The 24,795-nt window shown below is 61.6% G+C and carries 20 protein-coding genes and 1 pseudogene; 11 read left to right on the forward strand and 10 right to left on the reverse strand.

From position 1 onward, the window contains the following. Positions 1 to 35: 35 nt before the first annotated feature. Positions 36 to 560: an LGFP repeat-containing protein gene (locus ACIP9X_RS19630; protein WP_400481435.1), complete on the forward strand. Its 525-nt coding sequence runs from the start codon at positions 36 to 38 to the stop codon at positions 558 to 560. Here the strand turns inward: ACIP9X_RS19630 and ACIP9X_RS19635 are convergent. The 3 genes from ACIP9X_RS19635 to ACIP9X_RS19645 form a co-directional block, all read right to left on the reverse strand. After that, positions 525 to 764, reverse strand: a complete 240-nt coding sequence (locus ACIP9X_RS19635; RefSeq protein WP_400481436.1) for a hypothetical protein — start codon at positions 762 to 764, stop codon at positions 525 to 527. The genes ACIP9X_RS19630 and ACIP9X_RS19635 overlap by 36 nt on opposite strands. 144 nt (positions 765 to 908) lie before the next feature. Continuing rightward, a complete protein-coding gene (locus ACIP9X_RS19640) occupies positions 909 to 1,961 on the reverse strand; it encodes a LacI family DNA-binding transcriptional regulator (RefSeq protein ID WP_400481437.1) in 1,053 nt (350 codons plus the stop codon). 267 nt (positions 1,962 to 2,228) lie between these two features. Further along, positions 2,229 to 4,097, reverse strand: coding sequence for a glycoside hydrolase family 13 protein (locus tag ACIP9X_RS19645; protein WP_400481438.1), 1,869 nt, complete (start codon positions 4,095 to 4,097; stop codon positions 2,229 to 2,231). 256 nt (positions 4,098 to 4,353) lie between these two features. On the opposite strand from ACIP9X_RS19645, the gene ACIP9X_RS19650 reads away from it, so the two are divergent. From ACIP9X_RS19650 to ACIP9X_RS19690, 9 genes and pseudogenes are all read left to right on the forward strand, one after another. Then, entirely contained in the window at positions 4,354 to 5,652 is a 1,299-nt protein-coding gene (locus tag ACIP9X_RS19650) for an extracellular solute-binding protein (protein ID WP_400481439.1), read from the forward strand. A gap of 93 nt (positions 5,653 to 5,745) precedes the next feature. Next, positions 5,746 to 7,353, forward strand: coding sequence for an ABC transporter permease subunit (locus tag ACIP9X_RS19655; RefSeq protein WP_400481440.1), 1,608 nt, complete (start codon positions 5,746 to 5,748; stop codon positions 7,351 to 7,353). After that, positions 7,350 to 8,273, forward strand: a complete 924-nt coding sequence (locus tag ACIP9X_RS19660; RefSeq protein WP_400481441.1) for a sugar ABC transporter permease — start codon at positions 7,350 to 7,352, stop codon at positions 8,271 to 8,273. Before ACIP9X_RS19655 ends, ACIP9X_RS19660 begins: the two co-directional genes overlap by 4 nt. A gap of 98 nt (positions 8,274 to 8,371) precedes the next feature. Next, complete coding sequence (locus tag ACIP9X_RS19665) at positions 8,372 to 10,378, forward strand: glycoside hydrolase family 13 protein (protein WP_400481442.1); 2,007 nt, start codon at positions 8,372 to 8,374, stop codon at positions 10,376 to 10,378. A 56-nt stretch (positions 10,379 to 10,434) separates the two neighbouring features. Continuing rightward, the gene (locus ACIP9X_RS19670) at positions 10,435 to 12,180 is read left to right on the forward strand and encodes a glycoside hydrolase family 13 protein (protein ID WP_400481443.1); all 1,746 of its coding nucleotides are present in this window, start codon (positions 10,435 to 10,437) and stop codon (positions 12,178 to 12,180) included. A gap of 364 nt (positions 12,181 to 12,544) precedes the next feature. Continuing rightward, positions 12,545 to 13,423: an aldo/keto reductase gene (locus ACIP9X_RS19675; protein WP_400481444.1), complete on the forward strand. Its 879-nt coding sequence runs from the start codon at positions 12,545 to 12,547 to the stop codon at positions 13,421 to 13,423. 209 nt (positions 13,424 to 13,632) lie between these two features. Beyond that, entirely contained in the window at positions 13,633 to 14,403 is a 771-nt protein-coding gene (locus ACIP9X_RS19680) for a FadR/GntR family transcriptional regulator (RefSeq protein WP_400481445.1), read from the forward strand. A gap of 37 nt (positions 14,404 to 14,440) precedes the next feature. Further along, a complete protein-coding gene (locus tag ACIP9X_RS19685; RefSeq protein WP_400481446.1) occupies positions 14,441 to 15,124 on the forward strand; it encodes a cache domain-containing protein in 684 nt (227 codons plus the stop codon). A gap of 145 nt (positions 15,125 to 15,269) precedes the next feature. After that, positions 15,270 to 15,835 (forward strand): annotated as a pseudogene (locus ACIP9X_RS19690) (recombinase family protein). A gap of 205 nt (positions 15,836 to 16,040) precedes the next feature. Here the strand turns inward: ACIP9X_RS19690 and ACIP9X_RS19695 are convergent. From ACIP9X_RS19695 to ACIP9X_RS19715, 5 genes are all read right to left on the reverse strand, one after another. Then, positions 16,041 to 16,913 (reverse strand): formate/nitrite transporter family protein, encoded by an 873-nt coding sequence (locus ACIP9X_RS19695; protein WP_400481447.1) that lies wholly within the window; start codon positions 16,911 to 16,913, stop codon positions 16,041 to 16,043. A gap of 974 nt (positions 16,914 to 17,887) precedes the next feature. Further along, positions 17,888 to 18,913, reverse strand: a complete 1,026-nt coding sequence (locus ACIP9X_RS19700; RefSeq protein ID WP_400481448.1) for an aldo/keto reductase — start codon at positions 18,911 to 18,913, stop codon at positions 17,888 to 17,890. Positions 18,914 to 19,092: 179 nt separating this feature from the next. Beyond that, positions 19,093 to 19,236 (reverse strand): hypothetical protein, encoded by a 144-nt coding sequence (locus ACIP9X_RS19705; protein WP_400481449.1) that lies wholly within the window; start codon positions 19,234 to 19,236, stop codon positions 19,093 to 19,095. Positions 19,237 to 19,283: 47 nt separating this feature from the next. Then, positions 19,284 to 19,859 (reverse strand): SDR family NAD(P)-dependent oxidoreductase, encoded by a 576-nt coding sequence (locus tag ACIP9X_RS19710; RefSeq protein ID WP_400481450.1) that lies wholly within the window; start codon positions 19,857 to 19,859, stop codon positions 19,284 to 19,286. A gap of 276 nt (positions 19,860 to 20,135) precedes the next feature. After that, entirely contained in the window at positions 20,136 to 20,993 is an 858-nt protein-coding gene (locus ACIP9X_RS19715; RefSeq protein ID WP_400481451.1) for an SDR family oxidoreductase, read from the reverse strand. A gap of 126 nt (positions 20,994 to 21,119) precedes the next feature. Between ACIP9X_RS19715 and ACIP9X_RS19720 the strand changes: the two genes are divergently transcribed. Continuing rightward, complete coding sequence (locus ACIP9X_RS19720; protein ID WP_400481452.1) at positions 21,120 to 22,046, forward strand: helix-turn-helix transcriptional regulator; 927 nt, start codon at positions 21,120 to 21,122, stop codon at positions 22,044 to 22,046. Between the two features lie 580 nt (positions 22,047 to 22,626). Here ACIP9X_RS19720 and ACIP9X_RS19725 read toward each other — a convergent pair. Both ACIP9X_RS19725 and ACIP9X_RS19730 read right to left on the reverse strand, forming a co-directional pair. Next, positions 22,627 to 22,878 (reverse strand): hypothetical protein, encoded by a 252-nt coding sequence (locus ACIP9X_RS19725; protein WP_400481453.1) that lies wholly within the window; start codon positions 22,876 to 22,878, stop codon positions 22,627 to 22,629. Positions 22,879 to 22,969: 91 nt separating this feature from the next. Then, positions 22,970 to 23,368, reverse strand: a complete 399-nt coding sequence (locus tag ACIP9X_RS19730) for a hypothetical protein (RefSeq protein WP_400481454.1) — start codon at positions 23,366 to 23,368, stop codon at positions 22,970 to 22,972. Positions 23,369 to 24,795: the final 1,427 nt, after the last annotated feature.

Here is a 24,795-nt window from a genome sequence, read left to right on the forward strand (position 1 = left end):
TCCGAGAGTACCTAACAGGGGGCCTTTTGGCCTGCGTGCGGGGCACCGAGTCATCCCGCGATCGCCCCTGCACAGGTGTCACCCGATTGCCTCCGTGTGGATCCACGAGGGCAAGGACAAGGGCAAGCTGGGGTACCCGGTCACTGAGCGGTAGTCCGTTCCCGCACCGGGAGGACTGGCTCAGGATTTCAAGAACGGCGTGGCTTGGAAAGGGCGGCGCTTCCCACTCCTTTGAGAAGGGCAGCATCGTCTGGTCTCCGGCGAACGGTGCGTTCGTCTCCGAGGGCGCTATCCGTGCAGCATGGTTGAAGACCGACGCGCAGAACGGCAAGCTTGGATACCCGATCACGGACGAAATCACTTTCTCCGGCGGAGTCAAGCAGCACTTCGAGGGGGGTGTCATTGTCTGGACCGCGGAGAAGCGGGTGACGGAACAGACAGAGAGAGCTGAGGTGCCGGCCCTTCCGGTCGCGAACAGTAGGATGCGGGCAACGTGGAACGAATCGGCATACGGGCTGCGCCTCTTACATGGCGACAGCTTTGCGAGTGGGTCGTGCTGAGTGGTCGTGTTCGTAGATGAGTCCAAAGGGAACTTCTGTTGTAACGGTGACGGTGAAGCGCCTCGCGTCGTGTCGCGTGACGAGGACACCCTTCCGCTGCGGGAGGGCTCTTTCGATTGCCGTTTCCACCGCTGCATTGAGTTGCTTGTCGAGCGTTTGCTTGTCTCTGATGCGAAAGTCCGTGACGAGTTCGTGGCTTTCCATTCGATGTCCTTTGTCGTAAGAGGGGTTGCCGTCGGGTCTTGTGCGGCGGCGGTGCGTCTGACTTCCGGCATGGCGGAAATCCGCCCATGAGCTGTCTGCCACCTCATGATGTTGGAACGTTGGGGTTCTGGGAACCGGACAGACTTACTGATCAGGTGGTGGCGCCGTGGAGGAGCGGACAAGAAAGTTGGTGGGAAGGACGTTATTGGTGGGTTCGGCAGAAGTGCCGGCGAGCTGATCGAGGATGCTCTCCACAGCTTGGACGCCTTGGTCGTGGGCATGCTGGTCCAAGGTAGTGAGGCCAAATGATTGGCCGATTGGATGGGCATCAATTCCGATCACGGATAGATTGCCCGGGACGCTGAGCCCTAGGTCTCTGGCTGCGAGAATTACTCCTGCAGCCATTTCGTCGGAGGCACTGAAAATTGCTGTGGGCCTGTTGACGGGGTCGGCGAGAAGGTTTTTGGCCTGCTGGTAGGCGTCATTAAAGGAGTAATCGGATGTCAGAAGCCATGCCGGATTCACAGGCAGGTCAGCACTTTTCATGGCGTGCAGGTACCCCGCACGCCGGTCACCCGACGTTCTGAAATAGCGGTCCTGTTCGTTCTCGCCGCCGACATGCGCGACTTTGCGGTGTCCTAAGCCGATGAGGTGTTCGGTGGCACGTCGGCCAGCGTCGAACTCGTCAATACTGATGGTGCTTACGCCTGCTAACGGGCCCCCGACTCCAACAACCGGGATGCCTGTTGAGAGCAGCTGCTCGGTTTCTTGCTCATCCAGGTTCAGGGCCACAGCGAGCACTGCGTCCAGTCTTTTTCTGAGGAGAAAGTTGGACAGGATGCTTTCCCGGTAGCGGTCACCCTCAAAGTTATAAAGGGTGAGGTCGTATCCAGCTTCCATGAGTGCGGCTGCGGCGCCTTCCAGAACAGTGGAAAAGTACCATCGGCCGACGAAGGGCAACACGACACCAATGTTGCGGCTGCGCCCGCTAGCCAGGCTGGAGGCATGGTAAGACATGACGAAACCCAGCTCATCAGCAGCTTTCTGCACCTTGGTTCTGGTCCGGGCGGATACAAGCCCGTTTCCGCTCAGGGCGCGCGAGACAGTTGCTGATGAGACGCCGGCAAGCGCGGCCACATCCTTTAGACGGGGGGCGCCCGGCTTTGTTCCTTCGGTTGTCAGCCCAGCCGTAGCCATATAAATCCATCCGATAACAGGGTTGGGGACCCGCTGGCGCTGTACTCTGAGGAGAATCGCTGATCATCGGCATGGGATTTGTGAACGGCCATCAGTTTCAGATCGGTTCGATCCTGCACGGAGAGAGCGGGGCGGGGGTCATGGTCTCGATTGTAGAATCCTTTGATCACCTTTGAAAGCGCTTTCAGTCGGGAATTTGCCGGGAAGGCAGGAAACTTGCGAGAGTACCGCGGATCTCGGCTGGCCGACTGAAAGCGCTTCCTGTAGTCACTTGGCGTCCGGGCTGATGCTCCCGCAACGCCATATCGCGAAAGCTGGCCCATCACCGGGCAACGTGAAGAGGCCGTTCTCGTCTAAGTGGACATCCGTTGTGCCTGCGAGCCCGCGGAGGTGCGCGCCGACGATTTCGGAGGGCAGCTTCACCGGCGCGTGGTTGGCCCGTGCCGCATGGACCAGGACACTCTCCCCCGGTGCTTCACGCAGGAATGTGAAGGCGTCATCGTCTACAGACAGCCACCGCAGGCCACCTTGGCGAAGGGCGGGGAGCTGTTTCCGCGTCTCAAACAGGGCTTGGACGAGAGCGAGGCGGTCAGAGTTCCAATCCCCCTGGTCGGCCCAGGGAAAAGGCCGCCGGCCGTCCTCCCCGTTAACGCCCTCCTGGCCAATCTCGTCACCGGCCCAGAGCATCGGGATGCCTGGCATGGTGGCCAGCAAGCCCAGCGCAACAGAAACCAGTCGCGGATCGCCCAGCATGGTGCTGATCCGCATCGTGTCATGGGACCCCACGAGCGTGAGGGCGTGTGATGTGGCACGCCAGGGCGCAGCTGCGGAAAACTCCCGCATGGAAGCCACAATGTCGTGCCCGGAAAGTCTGGGAATGGCGGTAAATGGCCCTGGTTCAAAGGGGACTTCCGCCGGTCCCTTGAGCCATTGCCAGACGGGGCGGGTAAAGCCGGCGTAGTTCATCACGCCGTGCCAGCCGTCCCCGTCAAGGTCGTGGGACGCGTCGTGGCTGTGCTCGGCCAGCAGCAGTGCGTCAGGGCTGGCGTCAGCCATCGTCTTGCGCAAGGTGGTGGCCACTTGGTGGTTCAGGTCAGTGGCGCCGAGCCGGCCGGTCATGTTGGCCACGTCGATACGCCATCCGTCGAAGCCGTGCGGTCCGAGCCAGCGGGCCACAACGGACTGTTCACCTTCGTAGAGGCGCTGCCGCAGCTCTGGGTTGCTGTGGTCAAACTTCGGCAAGGACCGGTGCCCGAACCAGCAAACGTAATCGTCCGGATGGTGGTTGAAGAGAAAGAAGCCTGCTTCGGTGCTGCCCGGGTCATGGACCGCGGCCTTGAACCATTCGTGGACGTTTCCGCAATGGTTGGTGGTGAGGTCTCCGAGGAGGTGCATGCCGCGGGCGTGGACGGCCTCGGACAGGCGTTTGAGGGCAGCGTCTCCGCCAAGAAGGGGGTCCACGTGGTCGAAGCTTGAGGCGTCGTATCGGTGATTGGAGCGGGCCGGAAAGATCGGCGTGAGGTAGATGGTGTTGGCGCCGGTTGCCTGGATGTGGTCAAGGTGCTCGATGATGCCGTCGAGGTCCCCGCCGTAATACTGGTACGGCGTTTCCGGCCCCCTGCCTATGACGGGGCTGTCCCAGTCCTCAGCAATAGCCCATTCCGGCGCGGGCCGGTCAGCTGACTTGGCGAAGCGGTCAGGAAAAATCTGATAGAGCACGGCGTCGCCCGCCCACGCCGGCGGTGCGGGATGGGTGCTGATCCGGAAGTCCGAGGCGTCGGTCACGTCATGAGTGTGCAGACCCGTTCCATTGAGCCACTGGTACCCGTCCTGGATCCCGTCAAGGAGCCAGCGATAGTTCACAACAGGGTTCTCAACGGGAATGTCCGCCCGCAGCCAGAACTCGTGTTCATTTTCCCGCTCGGTTGTTGTCTCCAGAAGCGCCTGCTCACCGTCCACACATACACGCAGCAGGGCCCGGGTCACTCCGCTTGCCCGCGGGACGCGCAGGAAAACGGTGACTTGGTCCCCGAGGGCAGGCGAAAGGTCGGAGACATACATGGCCGAGCCGTCGTGGTGCGGCACGTTCCACAGGGGCTGGTCCTGCCGCACGGGCGGTGCATCGAAGGAAGACATGGTCTCGATTGTAGGGCTTTTCGACCAAAATGTAAGCGCTTCCTTTAATTTCCACGCTCATTAGCCCCTAGTACTCCGCGGTTTCAAGATCACCAACTGGGGGCTGGACAGGAAAAATGGAAGCGGTTACAGTTGTGATGCCTCTCACGTCCGCCCCGGTTCGGGCTCTCGCCTGGCTGAGGTTGGAGGTTCGACCACACACCGCCCCCTTCGAGTCGCGGTGCAATCCTCAGAAACGTGCCAGAAAGGTACACCAATGAAGGTGACTTCCATCGCCGCGGCCCCTACCCGCCGCCTCTTTTCTATCGCCGCCCTCGGTGCGGCCGGCGCTCTTGCCCTCAGCGGCTGCGGAAGCAGCGGCACATCGTCTACTCCGGCACCCGCTCCGGCCCAGGAGAGCAAGAACCTGGCCGAGGGAGGCTCCTCCACGATCACCCTGTGGGCCGACAATGCCCGGGTGAAGGTGCTGAAGGACGTCGCTGCCAAATTCCAGGCGGAAACCGGAATTGAAGTGAAACTTGTCGGGAAGGATACGGTTCGCGAAGACTTCATCACCCAGGTCCCCACGGGCAGGGGCCCTGACTTAATCGTTGGTGCCCACGACTGGCTCGGCCAGCTCGTGCAGAACGGCGTCGTCGCACCGGTTGAACTGGGCGACAAGGGGAAGCTCTTCGAGGATTCAGCCATGAAGGCAATGACCTACAAGGGCTCCGTGTACGGCGTTCCGTTCGCCATTGAAAACATCGGGCTTGTCCGGAACACGGCCTTGGCCAGTGAGCCTGCAGAAACGTTCGATGAGGTGATAGCCAACGGAAAGAAAGCCGTCGCTGAGGGAAGGGCCTCGTACCCGTTCCTGGTCGGGCTTGATCCGAAGCAGGGTGACCCCTACCACCTGTATCCGCTGCAGACCTCGTTCGGAGCCCCGGTGTTCGGCACCGGCGAGGACGGCGGCTACGACGCGAGCAAGCTGACGCTCGCCAATGCCGGCGGCATCGAGTTCGCCAAGAAGCTCAAGGCATGGGGAGACACCGGGGAAAAGATCCTCAACTCGAACATCACAGCCGATATTGCCAAGGAAAAGTTCCTGAAAGGCGAGTCGCCGTATCTGCTGACCGGCCCGTGGAACGTCCCTGACTTCCAGAAGGCCGGCATCAACGTCGCTATCGATCCCCTTCCCACCGCGGGATCAGAACCTGCCCAGCCTTTCATCGGTGTCAACGGGTTCTTTATCAGCTCCAAGAGCCAGAACTCCCTGGCGGCCACGGAATTCGCCGTGAACTACCTGACCACCGAAAGTGTGCAGGATGCCCTCTTCTCGAGCGGGGGCCGGCCACCGGCGTTGAAGGCTTCCTTTGAGAAAGCAGCAACGGACCCTGTGGTGGCAGCATTCGGCAAGATCGGCGCCAACGGCGTGCCCATGCCGGCACTTCCTGAAATGGACGCCGTCTGGGCCGACTGGGGCGGCACGGAACTGGCTCTGATCAAGGGACAGGGCGACCCGGAGGCTGCGTGGAAGACCATGGCCGACAACATCCAAAAGAAGATCGCAAAGTAAGCCTCCCGCGCTTTTGCCGGCCGGCCTGTGCGTGAGCAGGCCGGCCGGCCCGCCGCTAACATCTGCCTACCATCGCTGAAAGCCAGATCCCTAATGACTGCACTCGACACCGCACAAGCCCCACCTACGTCACCGACCAATCCAAAGAAGCCCCGACGCGGGCCGGATTCACTGGGCGGCATCCTCGCCAAAATCGTGCTGCTCGGTCTGGTCGACGCCTTCGCGGTGTACGTGATGATCGTTCTTTTCATGAGTGAGAACTGGACCGTGCTCGCTGTCGCCGCCCTCGTCACGGTCCTGATCAACTGGATCTACCTGCGCAAGGGTGGTCTTCCCGCCAAATACCTTGCTCCGGGCGTCTTCTTCCTCGCGATTTTCCAGATCTGCGTTGTTGCGTTTACGGGCTACATTGCCTTCACCAACTACGGCGACGGGCACAACAGCAGCAAGGAAGACGCAATCAGTGCCATTCAACGCTCGGCCCAGCAAAGGGTTCCGGACTCACCTGCTTACCGGGTCTCCGTGCTCGGCCAGGGCGAGAACTTCTACCTGCTTCTCACAGACCCCGATGGCCAGGCCCTGCTTGGGGGACCTGACCGGCCGGCCGAGAAAGTAGAAGATGTCCAGCGCGACGGTACCGGCAAAGCAACCGGCATGGATGGCTACAGCACGCTGAACCTCCGCCAGATCATCGCCAACCAGGACAAGATCACGTCCCTTGAAGTTCCCCTTTCCCAGGACGCGGCCGACGGATCGCTGCGCACCGCCGACGGAAGCAACGCCTACATCTATAAGCCGACCCTGACCTACGACCCGGCGGCTGACACTTTTACCGATGCGACTTCCGGAAAGACCTATCGTGACGGGGGCCAAGGCAACTTCGTCGACGAGACCGGGACCGCCCTGGATCCGGGCTGGAAGATCGATGTCGGCTTCGCCAACTTCACCAAAGCCTTCACCGATGAAAACCTCCGCGGGCCCCTCCTGCAGGTGGCGGCCTGGACACTCACCTTCGCGCTGGCCTCTGTCGCCACAACCTTCGTGATGGGACTCTTCCTCGCGATAACGTTCAACCGCCAGGACCTGCGGGGCAAACGCATCTACAGAATCCTGATTATTCTGCCCTACGCCTTCCCGGTCTTCCTCTCCGGGCTCGTATGGTCCGGCTTGCTGAACCCGGAATTCGGCTTCATCAACCAGACGCTCTTCGGCGGCGCCCAAATCCCGTGGCTCACCGATCCATGGCTCGCAAAATTCAGCGTCCTGCTGGTGAACCTCTGGCTCGGCTTCCCCTACATGTTCCTGGTCTGCACCGGGGCACTGCAGTCGCTGCCCGAAGAACTGGATGAGGCAGCCCGCGTGGACGGCGCAAGCGCGTGGCGGATTTTCCGCTCCATCAAGCTGCCGCTCCTGCTCGTATCCGTGGCTCCGCTGCTGATTTCGACGTTTGCCTTCAATTTCAACAACTTCAATGTCATCTTCATGCTCACATCCGGAGGCCCCCGGTTCTCCGGAACCACGATGGACATCGGCGCGACAGACATCCTGATCACCATGGTCTATAAAGTCGCCTTCGGCGGCGGCGCCGGCCGGGATTACGGCCTCGCCAGCGCCCTCGCCATTCTCATCTTCATCATCGTGGCGGTTATCTCCGCATGGAGCTTCAAAATGACCAAGTCTCTGGAAGAAGTAAACTCATGACCGTCAGTACCTCGACGCGCAGCATTCCACACCGCAAAACCTTGCCCGCCCGAGGCCCTGACAGCGGCAGAGCATCGTGGGCAAAAAACAAGGGCTGGCGCCATCTCGTGGGAATTGCCACGATCATCTTCGCGTTGTTTCCCCTGCTCTATGTGCTCTCGGCCGCCCTGGACTCAAGCGGGACCCTTGCCGGAAGCAACAGGCTGTTCGGCCAGATCGACTTCGAGAACTTCGCCCAGCTCTTCTCTGACCCTGCGCGTCCCTTCGGGCGATGGTTTCTGAACACACTCTTCATTGGCGCAGTAACGTCCCTGGCCAGCGTGCTGCTGGGGGCCCTCGCTGCCTACGCGTTCTCGCGCATGCGCTTCAAAGGCCGGCGATTCGGCCTGCTGAGCCTCATGCTGCTGCAGCTGTTCCCCCAGCTGCTCGCCATCGTCGCCATCTTCCTGCTGCTCAGCGGCATCTCGGACGTTGTTCCGTGGCTGGGGCTGGGAAGCCAGCTCGGACTGATCATGGTCTACCTCGGCGGTGCCCTGGGAGTGAACACCTACCTGATGTACGGCTTCTTCAACACCGTGCCCACCTCCCTTGACGAGGCAGCACGGCTCGATGGCGCCAGCCACGTCCAGATTTTCTTCGGCATCATCCTGCGCCTGGTGACCCCGATCCTGGCCGTGGTCGGACTGCTGTCCTTCATCGGCATCAGCAGCGACTTCATCATCGCCTCCGTCGTACTCCAGGATCCGGATTCGCAGACTCTCGCCGTCGGGCTGTATTCCTATGTCGCACAACAGCGCTCGGAAAACTGGGGCGTCTTCGCCGCAGGGTCCGTCTTGGCTGCTCTTCCGGTAATGGCCCTCTTCCTTTTCCTCCAGAAGTACATCACCAGCGGGCTGATTCAGGGCTCCGTGAAGGGATAGGCAGCCGCGCAAGCGCACAACCACACCCGGCCTGCCGGGGCAGGACATCGATAACGGCAAGTACCTGTACCGGATCAGAGCAGATGGAGAATCAACCGGTGAAGACCGATATCCCCCACCATGACGGTTCGCCGCTGTATGTCTCTGACCAAGCGCCGGCCGTGGGCAGCCAGATACGGCTCCGGATGCGAATCCCGGCCACGTACGGCAGCGTTGACCGCGTTTTCGTTCGTTCCCTCAGAGACGGCGAACCACACTTTGACGAAGCCCACCGGGTCGATGGTCCGGACTGCCCGACCGGGTCCGACCACTCCTGGCAATGGTGGGAATGTGTGGTCCTCGCAGTCAATCCTGTGCTCCGGTACCGCTTCCTGATCGAAACCAATCATCAGGGCCGGCCTGGGTGGGAATGGTTGAACGCGGAGGGACTCTTTGACCGGGAGACCCCCGATTTTCAGGACTTCCGGTTAATCGCCCATGCCCCGGCCCCGGACTGGGTTCACCGCGCAGTGATTTACCAGGTCTTCCCCGACCGCTTTGCCCGTTCCTCAGCCGCTGCCACCCGGCCCACGCCCGAGTGGGCGGTCCGCTGCGGCTGGGATGAACCCGTTCATCCTGCAGGAGAAGCCACACCGCGCCAGCTCTACGGTGGAGATCTCGACGGCATCGCCGAGCATCTCGACCATATTCAGGCCCTTGGAGCCACAGTGCTCTACTTGACTCCCTTTTTCCCCGCCCGGTCCAACCACCGATACGACGCGACGACCTTCACGAAAGTGGACCCCCTGCTGGGCGGAGACGAGGCGCTCATCCGTCTGGTGGATGCCGCACACCACCGCGGGCTACGAGTGATCGGCGACCTCACGGCAAACCATTCAGGCGACGCCCACGAGTGGTTCACAGCCGCGCTTGAGGATCCGCGCTCCCCAGAGGCCGGCTTCTACTATTTCAACGAAGACCACACCACATACGCCACGTGGTTCGGTGTGCCCAGCTTGCCGAAATTCAACTGGAACTCACCCGAGTTGCGCCGGCGCTTCATCACCGGGACATCGTCGGTCATAGGCCGATGGCTCGCCCCGCCGTTCAACCTGGATGGGTGGCGCATTGATGTGGCAAACATGACCGGCCGCCACGGAACCGACGACATGAACCGCGAAATCGCCACGATGATCCGGCACACCATGCAGTCCATCAAGCCGGATTCACTGCTGCTCGCAGAGTCAACAAATGACGCAGCAGCCGATTTCGACGGAACAACCTGGCACGGGGCGATGACGTACTCCAACTTCACCCGCCCACTCTGGCAATGGCTGACGAAAGAGGAAGCTCCGGTCAACTTCTTCGGGACGCCCATTCCAGGTCCCAACCGCGTCAGCGCGAAACACTTCGTCCAGACCCACCAAGCCCTGGCCGCGGCCTTTCCCTGGCGCATCCGCACGCAGAACATGAACGCCCTAAATTCCCATGACACTGCCCGGGCAGCCACCGTCATGATCCCGGGCGGCCAACTGGTGGGACTGGCCATGATCTTCACGCTGCCCGGAATCCCGACGCTGTTCGCCGGCGACGAATTCGGCCTCGAAGGGAGCAACGGTGAAGAGGCCAGAACACCCATGCCCTTGGCGGAACCCGAAAAGATACGCGCGAACCTGGTCCCGGGCATCGGCGAGCTCAGCCGACTACGCCAGGAGCTACCGGCACTGCACGAAGGAAGCCTGCGATGGCTGTACGCGGGCCACGACGTGCTGATCTACGTGCGAGAGCACAACGAGGTTTGTGTCCTGGTAGCAGCATCCCGGGCTGCATTCGAAGCCGTGGAACTACCTGCATCGCTCATCCACCCCCGTGCTGGGGATGCCACATCATCCCCGTTATGGGGTTGTGGCACTCTTACCGCAAGGAGCACACAGCGATCCACCACCTTCTCAGGTTCCGGGCCATCACTGCAGCTCTGGAGACTCCCGGGGATCAACGTTCCTGCTGGCCAAACCGGATCACACATTTCCAGTGCCACCCCGAAAGATGACCCCACCGACGCCACCACCAGCGACCTGCCTTGGACGGACCAGGCGCCTCGCCTGCAAACAACACAGCATCACTGAACGCACCAACTCACCAACAGCAAAATCCCAGATCAACAGAAAAGAAGGAAGCACCCTTGTCCACGACCGCCACTATGGCAAACTCCTCTGAATCCGAACGCATGGCCGATCCGAACTGGTGGCGTCAGGCAGCTGTTTACCAGATCTACCCGCGCAGTTTCTCCGACTCCAACGGCGACGGCATCGGCGATATCAAAGGCATCACCGCCAAGGTCCCATACCTGAAGTCACTCGGAATCGATGCCGTCTGGCTGAGCCCGTTCTACCCGTCGGCTCTCGCCGACGGCGGCTACGACGTGGACGACTACCGCAACGTGGACCCGAAATTGGGCACCCTGGAGGACTTCGACGAGATGGTGGCTGCCCTGCACGCTGCGGGCATCAAGCTGATCGCCGACATCGTCCCAAACCACTCCTCAGACCGGCACGAATGGTTCCGGGAAGCCCTCGCCTCCCCGAAGGGATCAGCAGCCCGCGACCGCTACATCTTCCGTGACGGCAAGGGCGAAAACGGCGAGCTGCCGCCCTCAGACTGGGACTCAGTGTTCGGTGGACCGGTCTGGGAACGCATCACCGAACCGGACGGCGCCCCCGGCCAGTGGTACATGCACATCTTTGCCAAGGAGCAGCCGGACTTTAACTGGGATAACCCCGAGGTCCGCCAGGACTTCCTGAAGACCCTGCGTTTCTGGTCCGACCGCGGCGTGGACGGCTTCCGCATTGACGTCGCCCACGGCATGGCAAAGGACCTCTCCGAGCCGCTGCCGTTGAAGGCGGACCTGGAAGCCAAAGCCGGCGCAGACGGGTTCATTGACGGGTCACACCCGTTCTGGGACCGCGACGAAGTCCACGAGGTCTACGCCGAATGGCGCAAGCTTTTCAACGAGTACAACCCGCCGCGTACCGCCGTCGCAGAGGCCTGGGTCCACGAGACGCGCCGCGCCCGCTACGCCAGCCCGGAAGGCCTCGGCCAGGCCTTCAACTTCGACCTCCTGCAGGCCGACTTTGAGGCCCCGAAGTTCAAAAAGATCATCATGGATAACCTCCTCGCGGCCAAAGAAACGGGGGCATCCTCCACCTGGGTGTTCTCCAACCACGACGTTGTCCGCCACGCCACCCGCTACGGACTGCCCAAGGGCAACGCCACGGCAGCCCAGGGAACCAACGCCGCCCAGGACGTCACGGCGACCGAGCCCAAGGGCCAGGACGGCAAAGCCTGGCTGCTGGCAGGCGGGCCAGCCGAGGAACTGGACGTCGAGCTGGGCCTGCGCCGCGCCCGCGCCGCATCCCTGCTGATGTTCGCCCTGCCCGGCTCTGCCTACCTGTACCAGGGCGAAGAACTCGGCCTCCAGGAAGTCGCCGAAATCCGTGAATTCGAGCGCCAGGACCCCGCCTTCTTCCGCAACAAGGGCGTCGAGATCGGCCGCGACGGCTGCCGCGTGCCCCTGCCCTGGAGTGTTGAAGGCACCTCCCTCGGATTCGGCGACGGCCCAGCCCACCTGCCCCAGCCGCACTGGTTCAGCAAGTACGCCGTGGAGGCCCAGGACGGGATCGAAGGCTCCACCCTGGAGCTCTACCGCACCGCACTTCGCCTGCGCCGAGAGCTCCAGGCCGACGAAGAGCTCGAATGGGTTGAGACGGGCAACCCGGAGATCCTGCACTTCCGCCGACCCGGCGGCTGGCAGTCCGTGACCAACTTCGGGGACACCGCCGTTGATCTGCCGGCAGGCACCGTCTTGGTCAGCAGCGCAATACTCGAGGAAGGCAAGTTGCCGGCGAACACCACGGCCTGGCTGCGCTGAGCCCTAAACCAGCCCATACGGGTCGGAATCTGCAGGTGCTGCTGCCAGTCTTGCGGGTCAGGGCGACCGCCCGGCCCGCAAGACGCCATATGACACTTTCACGTACCAGCGGAAAGCTAAGAACTCAACTTTGTGATCCAGGCACGAGCAACCCCGATTGCTGGGTGGTAACGCAGGAAGCTCGACGTTGGCCGCTCGCCGCTACCGAAATACGCGGCTTCTCGTCCAAACCGGCACGGCCCGTTAGAAGGTTGAGCGCCTGACCCCAGCGTTGGGGGAAACATACGAGGAAATACCGTCTTCGCGAGCAAGAAGTTGCTGCACAGGTCAGGGAGCGGACGGCAATTAGATCAGGAGTGGATGCATGTTGGAACGAAGGCCCTTCGGTAACACTACTTTTAGCGTCTCCGCCGTCGGGCTCGGCGCCGGCCAAGTTGGTGAAATCGATGTTACCGAGGCCGAAGCCGCCGAGGTGCTTAACGGAGCACTGGATCTCGGAGTAACGCTGATCGATACCGCCGCTAGTTACGGGCTAAGAGAAGAGCGTATCGGCCGGCACCTGGGCCGACGTCGGGAAGAGTTCGTGCTTTCAACCAAAGGTGGACCCAAGATCAAGGGTCAACCAGACTGGTCACCAGGAAGCGTATTGGCAAGTATCGAGCGTTCATTGCGCCTGACACAGTCGGAACGGATCGACATCTTCTATCTGCACTCCTGCCCCATCGAAATTCTGCGGCGGGGTGACCTGCAAGACACCCTTGATAAGGCCGTCGCCGCTGGCAAAATCGGTGTCCCAGGCTACAGCGGAGACAACGAGCCTCTAGCATTCGCAGTGGAATCCGGGCGGTTCGGCTCCATCGAAACAAGCGTCAACATAGCTGACCAGTGGAACCTCAGAAACGTTCTCGGCAGGCAGCCCGAACTAGGAGTAATCGCCAAGCGCCCCATCGCGAACGCACCATGGCGGTTCCCCGATCGGCCAAGCGGCCACTACGCGGAACTCTACTGGGAGCGGCTTCAGGCTCTCGAACTTGACCCAGGCGACATGGGTTGGACAGAGTTCGCTTTACGCTTCACTGCGTTCGCGCCCGGTGTGCACACCGCAATTGTCGGCACAGCAAAGCTGGCTCATCTGCGCCAGAACATCACAGCAGCCAGCCGAGGTCCCCTCGCGACTAGTGTGCTGGAAGGCATCGACTGCGCTTGGCGCGATGTTGGCTCCGACTGGACAGCTTCTACCTAGCGGCCCAGAGCCCCCTGGCAGGCGCCCCTATCAAATTGAACTACGCCCCAACCTGACGTGAGGCCGCGGTGTAAAGGATGTCCGGCTGGGCTCGGTCTGTCCATTCTCAGGCACCGGCACTAGGAAAGCATGTACCGGGGCCTGACAGTGGACACTTCGCCAGGCCGCTCTGGATAAGGAGAAAGGCGTGGACACAGTCCACACCTCGTTTGGTAGGACAAATTCACCACAACGACTTCCCGGCGCAACTAAAAGCGACCTCGCATGACCACTACGTGCCAGAGAGATTTCGTCATGTCGTTCGCGCACCTCAAAGCCATGAATTGCTGTTGGATACGCACGCCAATCCGACAGAACCGGAAAGAGGAAGCGCAAAACCCACCCACGGCAGGCGGAGCGCCCTTCGCCAGTCCCTTGCCGCCCTCCGGACCAAGGGGCTGATCGAAACCAGCCGTGGTCGCAGCGGCGGCAGCGTCATCCGCCGCCAGATCGAACTGACCGACACGGAGTTACAGCACAAGCTCAGGGAAACAAGCACAGAAGCGCTGAGGGACCTTGGCGACCTGAGGGCTGCCGTAGCTTCCATGTCTGCCCGGCTCGCCGCCAGCCGCGCCGACCCTCAAAACGTAGAACATCTCGAAGACCTGGCCAAGCGCCACCGCGACACCGTCGACGAAAAGGCGCGGCGCCGCGTGGACAGCCGATTTCATGTAGCCATCAGCATTGGCGCGCAATCAAGCAGGCTGACCTCGGTCGCACTTCAACTCGAAGCTGAACTGATGACCCTTTGGTGGGGCATCCCGGATCACGTCGACGGCGAAAACTCAGCGGTGGAACAGCACACGGCGATCGTCGAGGCAATCAGGGACCGGGACGCCGACGCAGCAGCCCGCGCAGCTGAACAGCACAGCCGAAGCGACATGGAATTCCTGATTGAACAGCACCTGAGACTAACGATGCAGCCCGAAGAAGGAGCCTGACCTGGAATCCCTCACGGAAACACTTCAGCGAACCGCAGTGGCCCTTTCCACCAGCATCAACGGCGTTTTCGCCGACCTGGAAAAGATCGCCAACACCGTCTCGGCAGCCGCCAACGCCGCGCCCGGAATCCCCCGCCGTGCTGAATTTCTTTTCCTCAAACAGGAACTGTCCCGCTTCATCCAGCTGCACTCAGACCTCATCATCGGTGCAGGGATCGCCTACGCCCCGGGAAGCCTCCCTGAAGCACCGCACTGGTTGGAATGGTGGAGGGCACAGCCCAAAGGCGAACCAAAATTCGTCACCCACGACCTCAATCCCGACTCGCTGAACTACTACGACTACACCACCCGTGAATGGTTCAAACTCCCCTCCTCCACCGGACGGCCCGTGGCTGTCGGCCCCTACGTCGACTTAGGTGGCATCAACGTCAGCATCATCACCCTCTGCGTCCCTGCCCCCACAGCACAAGGGACACACGTCCTGGGATGCGATCTTCCGCTGGTGAAGCTCGAGAAAGTCTTCCTCCGGGCGCTCCAAATACGCGAACCCGCCGTCGTCCTGCTGGGCCCCAACGGCAGGGTCATCGCATCAAACAACGCCCGCATCGCCACAGGCACCCTGCTCCCACCCGAAGACATAGAACAAGCCGAGGCCTCACTCGACATCACAGCCGGACAACCCAGCCGCCTGCCATGGAAGTTGATAAGCCTCGGCCAATAAGGCCCTGAAACTCCCTCCAGGCCCTGATGCGCGGCCGTAACACCAACAATGGCTTGGAAAAGCATCAACTGATCCAAGTATCTTGACCTGCTCCAATAAAGGCCATAGAACTCAAGCCGACAGGTTGATGGGTTTGGAGGCTCTGGTGGCTGGACAGCGGATCGGGTACGTGCGGGTGAGCACGCTTGACCAGAACGAAAAGCGCCAGCTCGAAGGCCAGGTTCTGGACCGGGTCTTCACGGACAGAGCCTCGGGCAGGGACGCGTCCAGGCCGGAGCTTGGGAGCTGCTGCGGTTCGCGCGTGCCGGGGACACCGTAGTGGTGCACAGCATGGACCGGCTCGCCCGCAACCTCGATGACCTGCGTGCTCTCGTCCAAGGCCTCACGCACGAAGGGGTGCGTGAGGAGTTCGTCAAAGAGAGCCTGGTCTTCACCGGGGAGGACTCCCCCATGGCCAACCTCATGCTCTCGGTGATGGGTGCCTTCGCCGAATTCGAACGCTCCCTGATCCGGGAGCGGCAGCGGGAAGGCATCGCCCTGGCCAAGCAGCGCGGTGCCTACCGGGGACGGAAAAAGACCCTCACACCGGAACGAGCAGCCGAGCTGGTCCAGCGGGCGGCCAGTGGAATTCCCAAATCCGTCCTCGCAAGCGACTACGGCATCAGCCGGGAAACGGTGTACCAGTACCTGCGCCAAGCCAAGCTTGGGTGAAGCTTCCGCTGCTGACCCAACAGCAACCACGCCGGCTTTGACGAATCTCCATTATCGGCGCCGGTGAAGATGGGCAGAAGGCCGGAGCCCCGGATCCTGGCGGTAGGCCGTACCGGACTCCTGCAACGCTCCGCTGCTTTCGATTTAGGCGTTACACCGTGCGGGTGTACCAGCGCGTCCCGGTCACTCTAGGAGACACGCCCTACTAGTGGCGGATTCCGGTTTCGGTGCCTGCGACGTCTTCCCGGGTCGGGAGATCGAGGTTCCCAACGGTGTTGGACGGTGCCTTGGTCCGCGCGTGGGTGACGTAGAGGGGAAGCGCGGTGAACAGCAGGCCGCCGACGAGGTTGCCGAGCACCGTCGGGATTTCGTTCCAGACCAGGTAGTCCAGGATGGTGAACTGGCCGCCGAGCAGCAGACCCGAGGGGAACAGGAACATGTTAACGATCGAGTGCTCGAAGCCCATGAAGAAGAACAGCATGATCGGCATCCACATCACGATCACTTTCCCGGGGACGTCCTTGGCGATCATGGCGCCGGCCACGCCGATCGACACCATCCAGTTGCACAACATTCCGCGGACGAACAGCGTCAGCATCCCGGAGGCGCCGTGCTCGGCATAGCCGAGCGTGCGACCCTCGCCGATGTGGCCGATGGCGACACCGACCTCGTTCGGCGGCATCGCGAAACCATAGGTCACGACGACCGCCATCAGCAGGGCCACCGTGAACGCTCCGATGAAGTTCCCGACGAACACCAGCCCCCAGTTGCGGAGCACGCCGCGGACGGTCACGCCGGGTCGCTTATCCAGCAGCGCCAGGGGTGTCAGGACGAACACCCCGGTCAGCAGGTCGTAGCCAAGCAGGTACAGCAGGATAAACCCGACCGGGAAGAGGATCGCCCCCAACAGCGGGATGCCGGTGGTCACGCTCACCGTGACGGCGAACGCGGCCGCCAGGGAGAGCAGCGCACCGGCCATCGCCGCGCGCACCACCGTGTCCCGGGTGGACATAAATACCTTCGACTCACCAGCGTCGATCATCGTCGTGATCAGATCACCGGGCTTCACATAGGACATAGGAATTTGGCTCCAGGGGCGCGGGCTTCGTATGCGGTCCGGGCTGGGCAGCATGGGAAGACAGTATCGCTCCGGTATTTCGGCCAAGTTTCCTCAGGGCCCCGCCGCGTTACTTTTTGCTCACCCTTTCGGTCGTCCCCTGTGAGGAGCCTGCCCTGTACGTACCTCTGCAACTCCTAGACACGCCCGCGGCTTCTTGCTGCTCAGGCGACAGACCAGATGCTGCCAGACACCCCCTGACAATCGGACGTCAAGGGCCACGGCAACTGCTTTTGGCTAGTCGCCAGCCCCAGCGGGCAACAGGCTGCATAAACTCAACGCAGTTGAGGGGGCGTCTGCCACACGAAATCAGATGCCTAAGCAACTACTTGTCATAGGACCGGTTATCGGCGGCCTTCCTTATCAACGCAGAAGCCATTAAAGGGCTCGAGCCCGTGCTTGGTCCATTGGAACGCGTCCGAGCTCAGTGTTCAGCTCGATGTCGCCTTCGTATTTGTCCATCGCGTTTTTGCTAAAGCGTTTTCCGTCACACGGAGCAGATGCACGGCATGTTGTTGACGGATGGCGAACTGCAGCGCCGAAGGCTGCTAAAGCTAGAAAGGTCCGGCGTGCAGGGTGCCTGGTCATTCGGTGGTGCTCCTCTAACGTGTGCGTGTGTCGTGTGCTGGCGGGTGAATGATTTCCAAGCGGCGTTTTCGATCACGGAAGGGCGGCCGGCAGAGCGCGGAGCCCGGAGTCGACTGACATCAGCGCGTCCACAGACGCGCTGATGTCGGCGCCCCATCTCCGTGCCTCCGCTCGAATGATGATGAAGTTCTAGGGACCTTCACCGGGGTGTCCTCGTCCAGAGGCAGCAGCCGGGCCAGATCGACGGGGTCACTAACAGCGAGGCTTGGACGTGTTGCAGGCTTAGCGTGCTCCTTGGGAGGAAGCGGTTCGGCGAACCTCCAGGCTTTCTTCCGTTCGCCTTGGCTCTACGGCATGGGCGAGTTGCCGTGCCCGCCGATTGAGCTCGTCCCCAGCTTGGCCCCGGCGTCGATTATCGCCAGCATCGGCTCGCTCAATCGCGCGCCCTGCACTTTGATTTGCGCGAAGCCGTTCTCAATCTCTTCGATGTCGGCAGCGGTCAGCTGGACTTGAAGCGCGTCCATGTTTTGCTCCATGTGGTCCAGTGTGGTCGGCCCTGGGATGGGCACGATCCACGGCTTACGGGCGAGCAGCCAGGCAAGCGCGATTTGGCCAGGAGCTGCTTGATGGCGTGCGCCAACCTGCTGCAGCAGTTCGACGACGGGCCAGTTTGCGCGGCGGGCCTTCGGGGTGAATCGGGGAAGCGTAGCCCTCAGATCTGCGGTACCGTGGACCATCGTCGGGGTTACGGTGCCGGTCAGGTAACCCATCCCGAGCGGACTCCAGGGGACGAAACCGATGCCCAGTTCTTCGCAGGTAGGGAGAGCTTCGAGTTCCGGGTCGCGGGTCCAGATGGAGTATTCGTTCTGCACAGCGGTGACCGGCTGCACGTTATGCGCACGGCGAATGGTCGCGCCGCCCGCGGCAGACAGGCCGAAGTGGCGAATTTTGCCCTCGCGGATCAACTCCTGCACCGCTCCGGCCACTTCCTCGATGGGAACCGTGGGATCGACCCGGTGCTGGTACTGAAGATCGATGTAGTCAGTTTTCAGTCGCCGGAGCTGTTCTTCGGTTACCCGCTTGATGTGCTCCGGGCGGCTGTTGAGTCCCTGAACCTCGCCCTTCTTGGTGATGTCGAATCCGAACTTGGTGGCGATAACCACCTCATCGCGCATCGGTTTTAGCGCCTTGCCGACTATCTCCTCGCCCAAGAACGGCCCGTAGACTTCGGCGATATCGAAGAACGTGACGCCCCGGTCATAGGCTGCACGAATGATTCGGATCGCCTCCTGGATGTCCGTCGGTGGGCCATACATCCCGGCGAAGTTCTGGCAGCCCATCCCCAAGGCGGAGACTTCCAGTGAGCCGAGCATGCGGCGATCCGTACGCAACGGCGTTGAGCCCGTCCCGGATTTTTTTGTGCCCGTCTGTGCATGGGCGGGAAGAGGCAGCAAGGATGCTGCGGCTACTCCAACGCCTGCGCCCAATAGGCTACGGCGATTCAGTGTCATTTGTTGATGTTTCCTTTCGGCAGAGCGTTGATGGGTTTGGTTCAGCCCTGTTCGGTGGGCATGATCCAGAGTTCACCGATCGCGGTGTGCCAGGGACGGGTGACCATGTAGACGACGCCGTCGGCAATGTCCTGCGGGTCCAGGACACGGAACCCGCCGAAATTCGCCTCAATATCGGCGCGCACTTCGTCGCTGTTGTGGGAGTCGAGCTCGGTGGCGACCTTGCCCGGTTCTAGGACACCGACGCGGACGTGCGCCTGGGCCAGTTCCTGCCGGAGGGCTTCACTGAACCCGTTGACCCGAACTTCGTCATGTTGTAGACGCCCATAATCGGGAAAGCAGTGCGCCCTGCAACGGAGGAGATGTTGACGATGTCGGCCACCTGGCGGGGCTCCTCGCCCGCTGCTTTCTGCAGGTAGGGCAGGGCCGCCTTCGTCATGTAAAGCAGCCCTTGCTGGTTAATGGCGATCATCCGCTCGAAATCATCAATGCCGGCCTCGGCGAAAGGCCCGAGAATCATCAACCCGGCATTATTGACCAGGATGTCCAGCCGGCCGAACGCCTCGATGGTCTTGGTAACAGCGGCTTCCGCCTGAACACGGTCGGAGATGTCAGCCGGTACCGCCAGCGCTGTTCCGCCGGCCTCCTCTATCTCGGCGACGAGCTTATCGAGGCGGTCCTGCCGGCGGGCGACAAGAGCGACGGAAGCGCCTTTGCCAGCGAGTTCAAGGGCAGTGGCGTGGCCGATGCCGATGCCGCTGCTGGCACCGGTAATGATCGCGGCGGTTCCGGTAAGTCTGGAAGTCATAGCAAGTGTCCTTTTCATACATGCCGGTACGGGCCCGGCGGTGATTCAGAACGAATTCAGCAGGGGTTGACGCGGGAGATTGACCCCCGAGTCGCTGTTGGGCGGGCCGAGCCTGTTATCGCCCTCGCAATCGAGGACATGGGCCCGGGTCAGTGGCTGGATACGCGCGCACGGTTCGGCGCCGCGCGGATCCAAGGGGCGTTACTGATGTCTTTCCTCGTACTGCTTCGCGACGTTATCCACGTTCCAGTTTCCTGCTGTTCCCGGGCAGGGGAATTACTGGTCGGTCAGGACGTCATCGTGGGCGAGGGATGAGGACAGTTCGCGGTAGGCGTTGGCCTGCTCGAGGAGCAGGTTTGCTTTGTCTTCTGCGGTCTGGACGGCGTCGGCACCGGCGAGGAAGCGCAGCGGCGGCTGGTCCTGGCCAGCGATGGTGATGAGGGCGGCGGCGAGTTTGGCCGGGTCCCCGCCCTGCTTGCCGTTCATGCCCTTCCAGGCCTCGATGGTGTCCTGGGTGCGCTGGTTGTAGTCATCAATGGAGAGCTCCGGCCAGATGGTGGAGGCACCCTCGACGAGCAGTTCGGTGCGGAAGAAACCGGGGTTCACGATGGTGGTGTTGATGCCGTACGGCTCCAGGTCGTACCGGAGGGATTCCATCCAGCCCTCGGTTGCGAACTTCGAGGCGCAGTATGCGGCGACGAACTCCTGGCCGGTGAGCCCGGCGGTGGAGCTGAAGGTGATGACGTGGCCGCTGCGCTGGGCGCGCATGACCGGCAGCACAGCCCGGGTGACGTTCAGGGGTCCGAAGAAGTTCGTTTCCATCTGCTGGCGGAACTGGGCCGGGCTGATGACTTCGAAGAACCCGGCGTAGAAGTTCCCGGCGTTGTTTACGAGCCTGTCGATGCGGCCGAACCGTTCCACGGCCGCTTCGACTGCGGTCTTGGCCTCGGTTTCGTCGGTGATGTCCAGTGACACGGCGAGCAGGTTCTCGTTCTCACCCAGGGCCTCGGTGACGCGGTGTGCGTCGCGGGCGGTGCCGACGACGGCGTGGCCGGCGTCCAGGGCCGCGCGGGCGATGTCGATGCCCATTCCGCGGGCGGCGCCGGTGATGAACCAAACTTCCTGAGCAGTCATGGTGTTTCCTTTTCGTGTAGGTGACTGTTCTCAGTCAATAGCGGTTGCAGAACGCTAGGGAGTCCCGGGCTACCCGGTTAATGGCAGTGACCCCCTAACGCCGGTTTTTGGGCGTAGCGTCGAAGGATGGACAGCGCCAACGAGATCCGTGAATTCCTGATGACCCGGCGGGCCAGGATCACCCCGGAACAGGCGGGCCTGCCCGTCTACGGATACCGCCGACGCCGCGTCAATGGACTTCGCCGCGAAGAGGTTGCCCTGCTGGCGGGGATGAGCACCGAGTACTACATCCGGCTCGAGCGGGGGAACGCCAAAGGCGTCTCGGAATCGGTTCTGGAGGGCATCAGCCAGGCGTTGAAGCTTGACGACGCCGAACGGGTCCACCTCTACGACCTGGTACGCGCCGCCAACGAAGGCGCAGAACCTGCACGTCGGCGCCACCTCGCGCGGGCACAGCAGGTACGCCCCGGGGTTCAGAGGATGATCGACGCGATGACAGCATTGCCCACCATCGTGCAGAACGAACGGCTGGACATCCTCGCCTCGAACCAGCTCGGAAGAGCGTTCTACTCAGAGATGTACGTCCAGCCGCAACGACCAGCGAACTTCGGACGTTTCCTCTTCCTGGACCCCCGCTCCAGGGTTTTCTACCGGAACTGGGAGGACGCAGCCCGACAAACGTTAGCGCTCCTGCGCAGCGCCGCAGGCCGAGCACCCTACGACCGGGACCTCAGCGACCTCATCGGAGAACTGGCCACCCGCAGCGACGACTTCCGCACGCTCTGGGCAGCCCACGACGTACGGCTCCACCACTCAGGATCAAAACAAGTTCACCACCCCATCGTCGGAGACCTGGACCTGACCTTCGAAGGACTGGAAATCGTCACCGACAAAGGACTGTCCATCCTCGCCTACACCGCCGAACCGGGCTCTACCTCCCACGACAGCCTCCAACTACTCGCCCACTGGGCCGCCACCAACAACCCAGCACACGAGAACAGCACGATAACGACGACAGCACCGACCACCGGGGCTGAACAACACCACGACTGAAACTCGGCCTTCGCGGTTGGCCGTCTTACCGTTCAACCCCCAAGCCTCGCTTCTGGGGTTGAACCTCGCACTCACCGAATGCCCGGCGAGGACCCTAACGCGCGCGGAGGGCGAGCAGGCCAAACAGCGCTGCAAAAAACGAGCCGATAACTCTGCGAATCACGGGGCAATAACCGCCGTCTCACCTACTCCTGTCTAATGACCGCTGGAGAGACGACAGCTATTCCCAACGTGGATGCCCGTCTCGACCGGCATCCACCACGGGAGGGCATAGGCGGCATTGCGCTGCCGGACGTACGGGTGAGGCACACCCCATTCTGACGTCAGAACTAGCTCAAAGCGTCGGAATGGGGTTCAATCTGCTATTCCCTGACACCTCACGGCTCGAGTCTCAGAAGCAAACCTGACACTTGATGGTTTAGAGGATGGATCGAGCTGTGCCTCATCGGGGGCAGGATGCAAAACAGCATGGTTACCCATCAAGGAATACGACCAGCTTTGCTACCCAGACGCACCAGTAAAAGTCTCCGAGGCTTCCCGCAAACAGCACAAGTTGTCGAATCGGGCGGCGAGTCGATCGCTAGCCAGCGAGCTTGATCGAGTCTTTTGGCCACCAGGTGATCACAATCAGCCAAATGATCCACGCCAGGACGAGGACGTAGCCGGCCAGGATTGCGAACGTGTTGGTCGTGGAGAAGCCCTCGGATCCGAGCACCCAGCCCTGCACGATGTAGGCAAGACCGGACAGCCCCATCAGATAGCAAAGGATCCTCGGCAGCCTCGCCGCAATGGCCGCTGCGCCGTCGAGCAGGATCAAGGTGAGGCCAAACATGAAGCTCTGATAGCTCCTGGCGCCCCACTCACAACCCACCTAACCGTCTCAGCGCTGGCAAAACGGGCCGCCGCCTCCGCCTCCGGCGCGCTCACCCACGCATCAACGGCCTGTTTGAGAGCGACCCCGTCCACCGCCTGTAAGACGCCGTAGAGCCCAAGCGCCACCCCGCAGAAACTGCACCCAGTCGTGCCAACCAAGCCGCCGCTCCAGAACCGAAGTCAAGCGTGAAGTAGAGAACGAGAAGCCCCGCGATGATCACCGCCATGCCAGCGAACTGGCCGAGATGCACAGCGGTCCAACCGGCGCTGGCGGCATATTCGACAAACACCGCCCCATGGTTGTTGGCCGGCCCGCCGGGATGGAGAAGGCCCATCATCACAAACAGGAAGAAACCCACCACAAGCAGCACTGCCGAGAGGCGAAGCGGCTTGCCCAGGTATCGAGCTCGTTGATCTTCATGACTTGTTCGATCGAACCCTTTCGCCACTGATACCAACCTTGGGCATCCAACATTTCCAGCGGTACAGAGCATCCGGCCACTCGATAATTCTCCCGCCATTTTTGAGGAATGCGGAAGAACTGCTGAACCCTGTCTCACAACCGTGGACGACAAGCTCTACGGGCGGCACTTAAGAGACATAGAGTGGCCATACGCCCGGTGCCTTGAAGCACCAAAACGGCTTGTGTCTGACACATCCGTCCTCCAACCCTGGGTTAAATGACGAGCGGGAGCAGGTGAGGCCGCCCTCGTCGACCTTCAACCGAGCAAGGCCGACCTATGGCTCGTTACCGGAGACACGAGCCGTCCGCCCAGGCCTTTGAAAAAGGTAAGTCAAGACGCCCGGGCAAAAGAGCCCTGGTAGTCATGCAGTTACTCGGGAGCTCTGCCATGAACAGTCGTGAAGGCGGAAACAGGCAACGACACAGCTCAGGCGCGCTCCCCCAACTCCACCCGGTCATGCAGTCTCAACCCGGCCCGACCATGAAGGAGTAAGAACCCATACCGTCAAGACTATTAGGAAACGAGGCACCCGAGCCACAGCAACGGCCACCAACAAAAATGGCCCCCGAAGGGGCCCACAAGTCAAGACTTGTACACAGTCAGCAGCAAGAAAGCCTCTGACCTGCGGAAACACTGTGCCCGAGGTGGGACTCGAACCGCATTCCCGCCCTTGAAAACACTGGGAAGTCCCGAAAACATGGGCAATCCGGCCCAGTCCGGCACTAGTTCCACTCAGTCCGAGGCCAAAAGTGTGGACATTGTCCACACCTCCTTTCTGAGAGATTTCGACGCACACATAGCGACCGCCGCGCTCCCTTTTTGGGGGCGCGGCAGTTCCGTGTTCTGCGCCTGTTCTGTGGAGCGTTTGCAAGCCAACCGATGAAGCAAACGAGAAAGTATATTGCTGCTCCTGCTTTGAGTGGGCACCGATTACGCGAAACCCCAGGCTGGTTGCCCTGCGCTACCTCTTTCTTAGCGGCTAGCACCGTCAGCTTGTCCATCCCTGGCCTGGTTAAAAGTGCGCGGGCTGCTCGTCATGCAAATGTCGTTTCCGGCGAGCACCACGGCTGCCATGCTCCACGGCGGCGACATTCATACCTGTCAAAGGCCCAAACACGAGCCCTAGTGGCAAAGTCTTGCGGAAGGGAGAATGCCCGCGTAATACGAGAAACAGTCCCGGGCGGTGTAGAACCAGCAGCGCTGCCGCCGCCCACACCGGGGACAATTCTCATAGGTTATCCACCGCTACCGCTGCTAGGGAGCTACCATCGCGGCTCCCAATTCCAGCCGTGGATAACCCGCATTGACCCCAGCCGTGGACCGCTCAAAGTCACCTCTTTTGGTGTGCCAATGCACCTCGCCATTTCTCCAAGCCCGCGCTGTTCTCTTTAAACAGGCGGCTTGCGCACGTT

The organism is Arthrobacter sp. NPDC093125 (genome assembly GCF_044754225.1).
GTDB lineage: Bacteria > Actinomycetota > Actinomycetes > Actinomycetales > Micrococcaceae > Arthrobacter.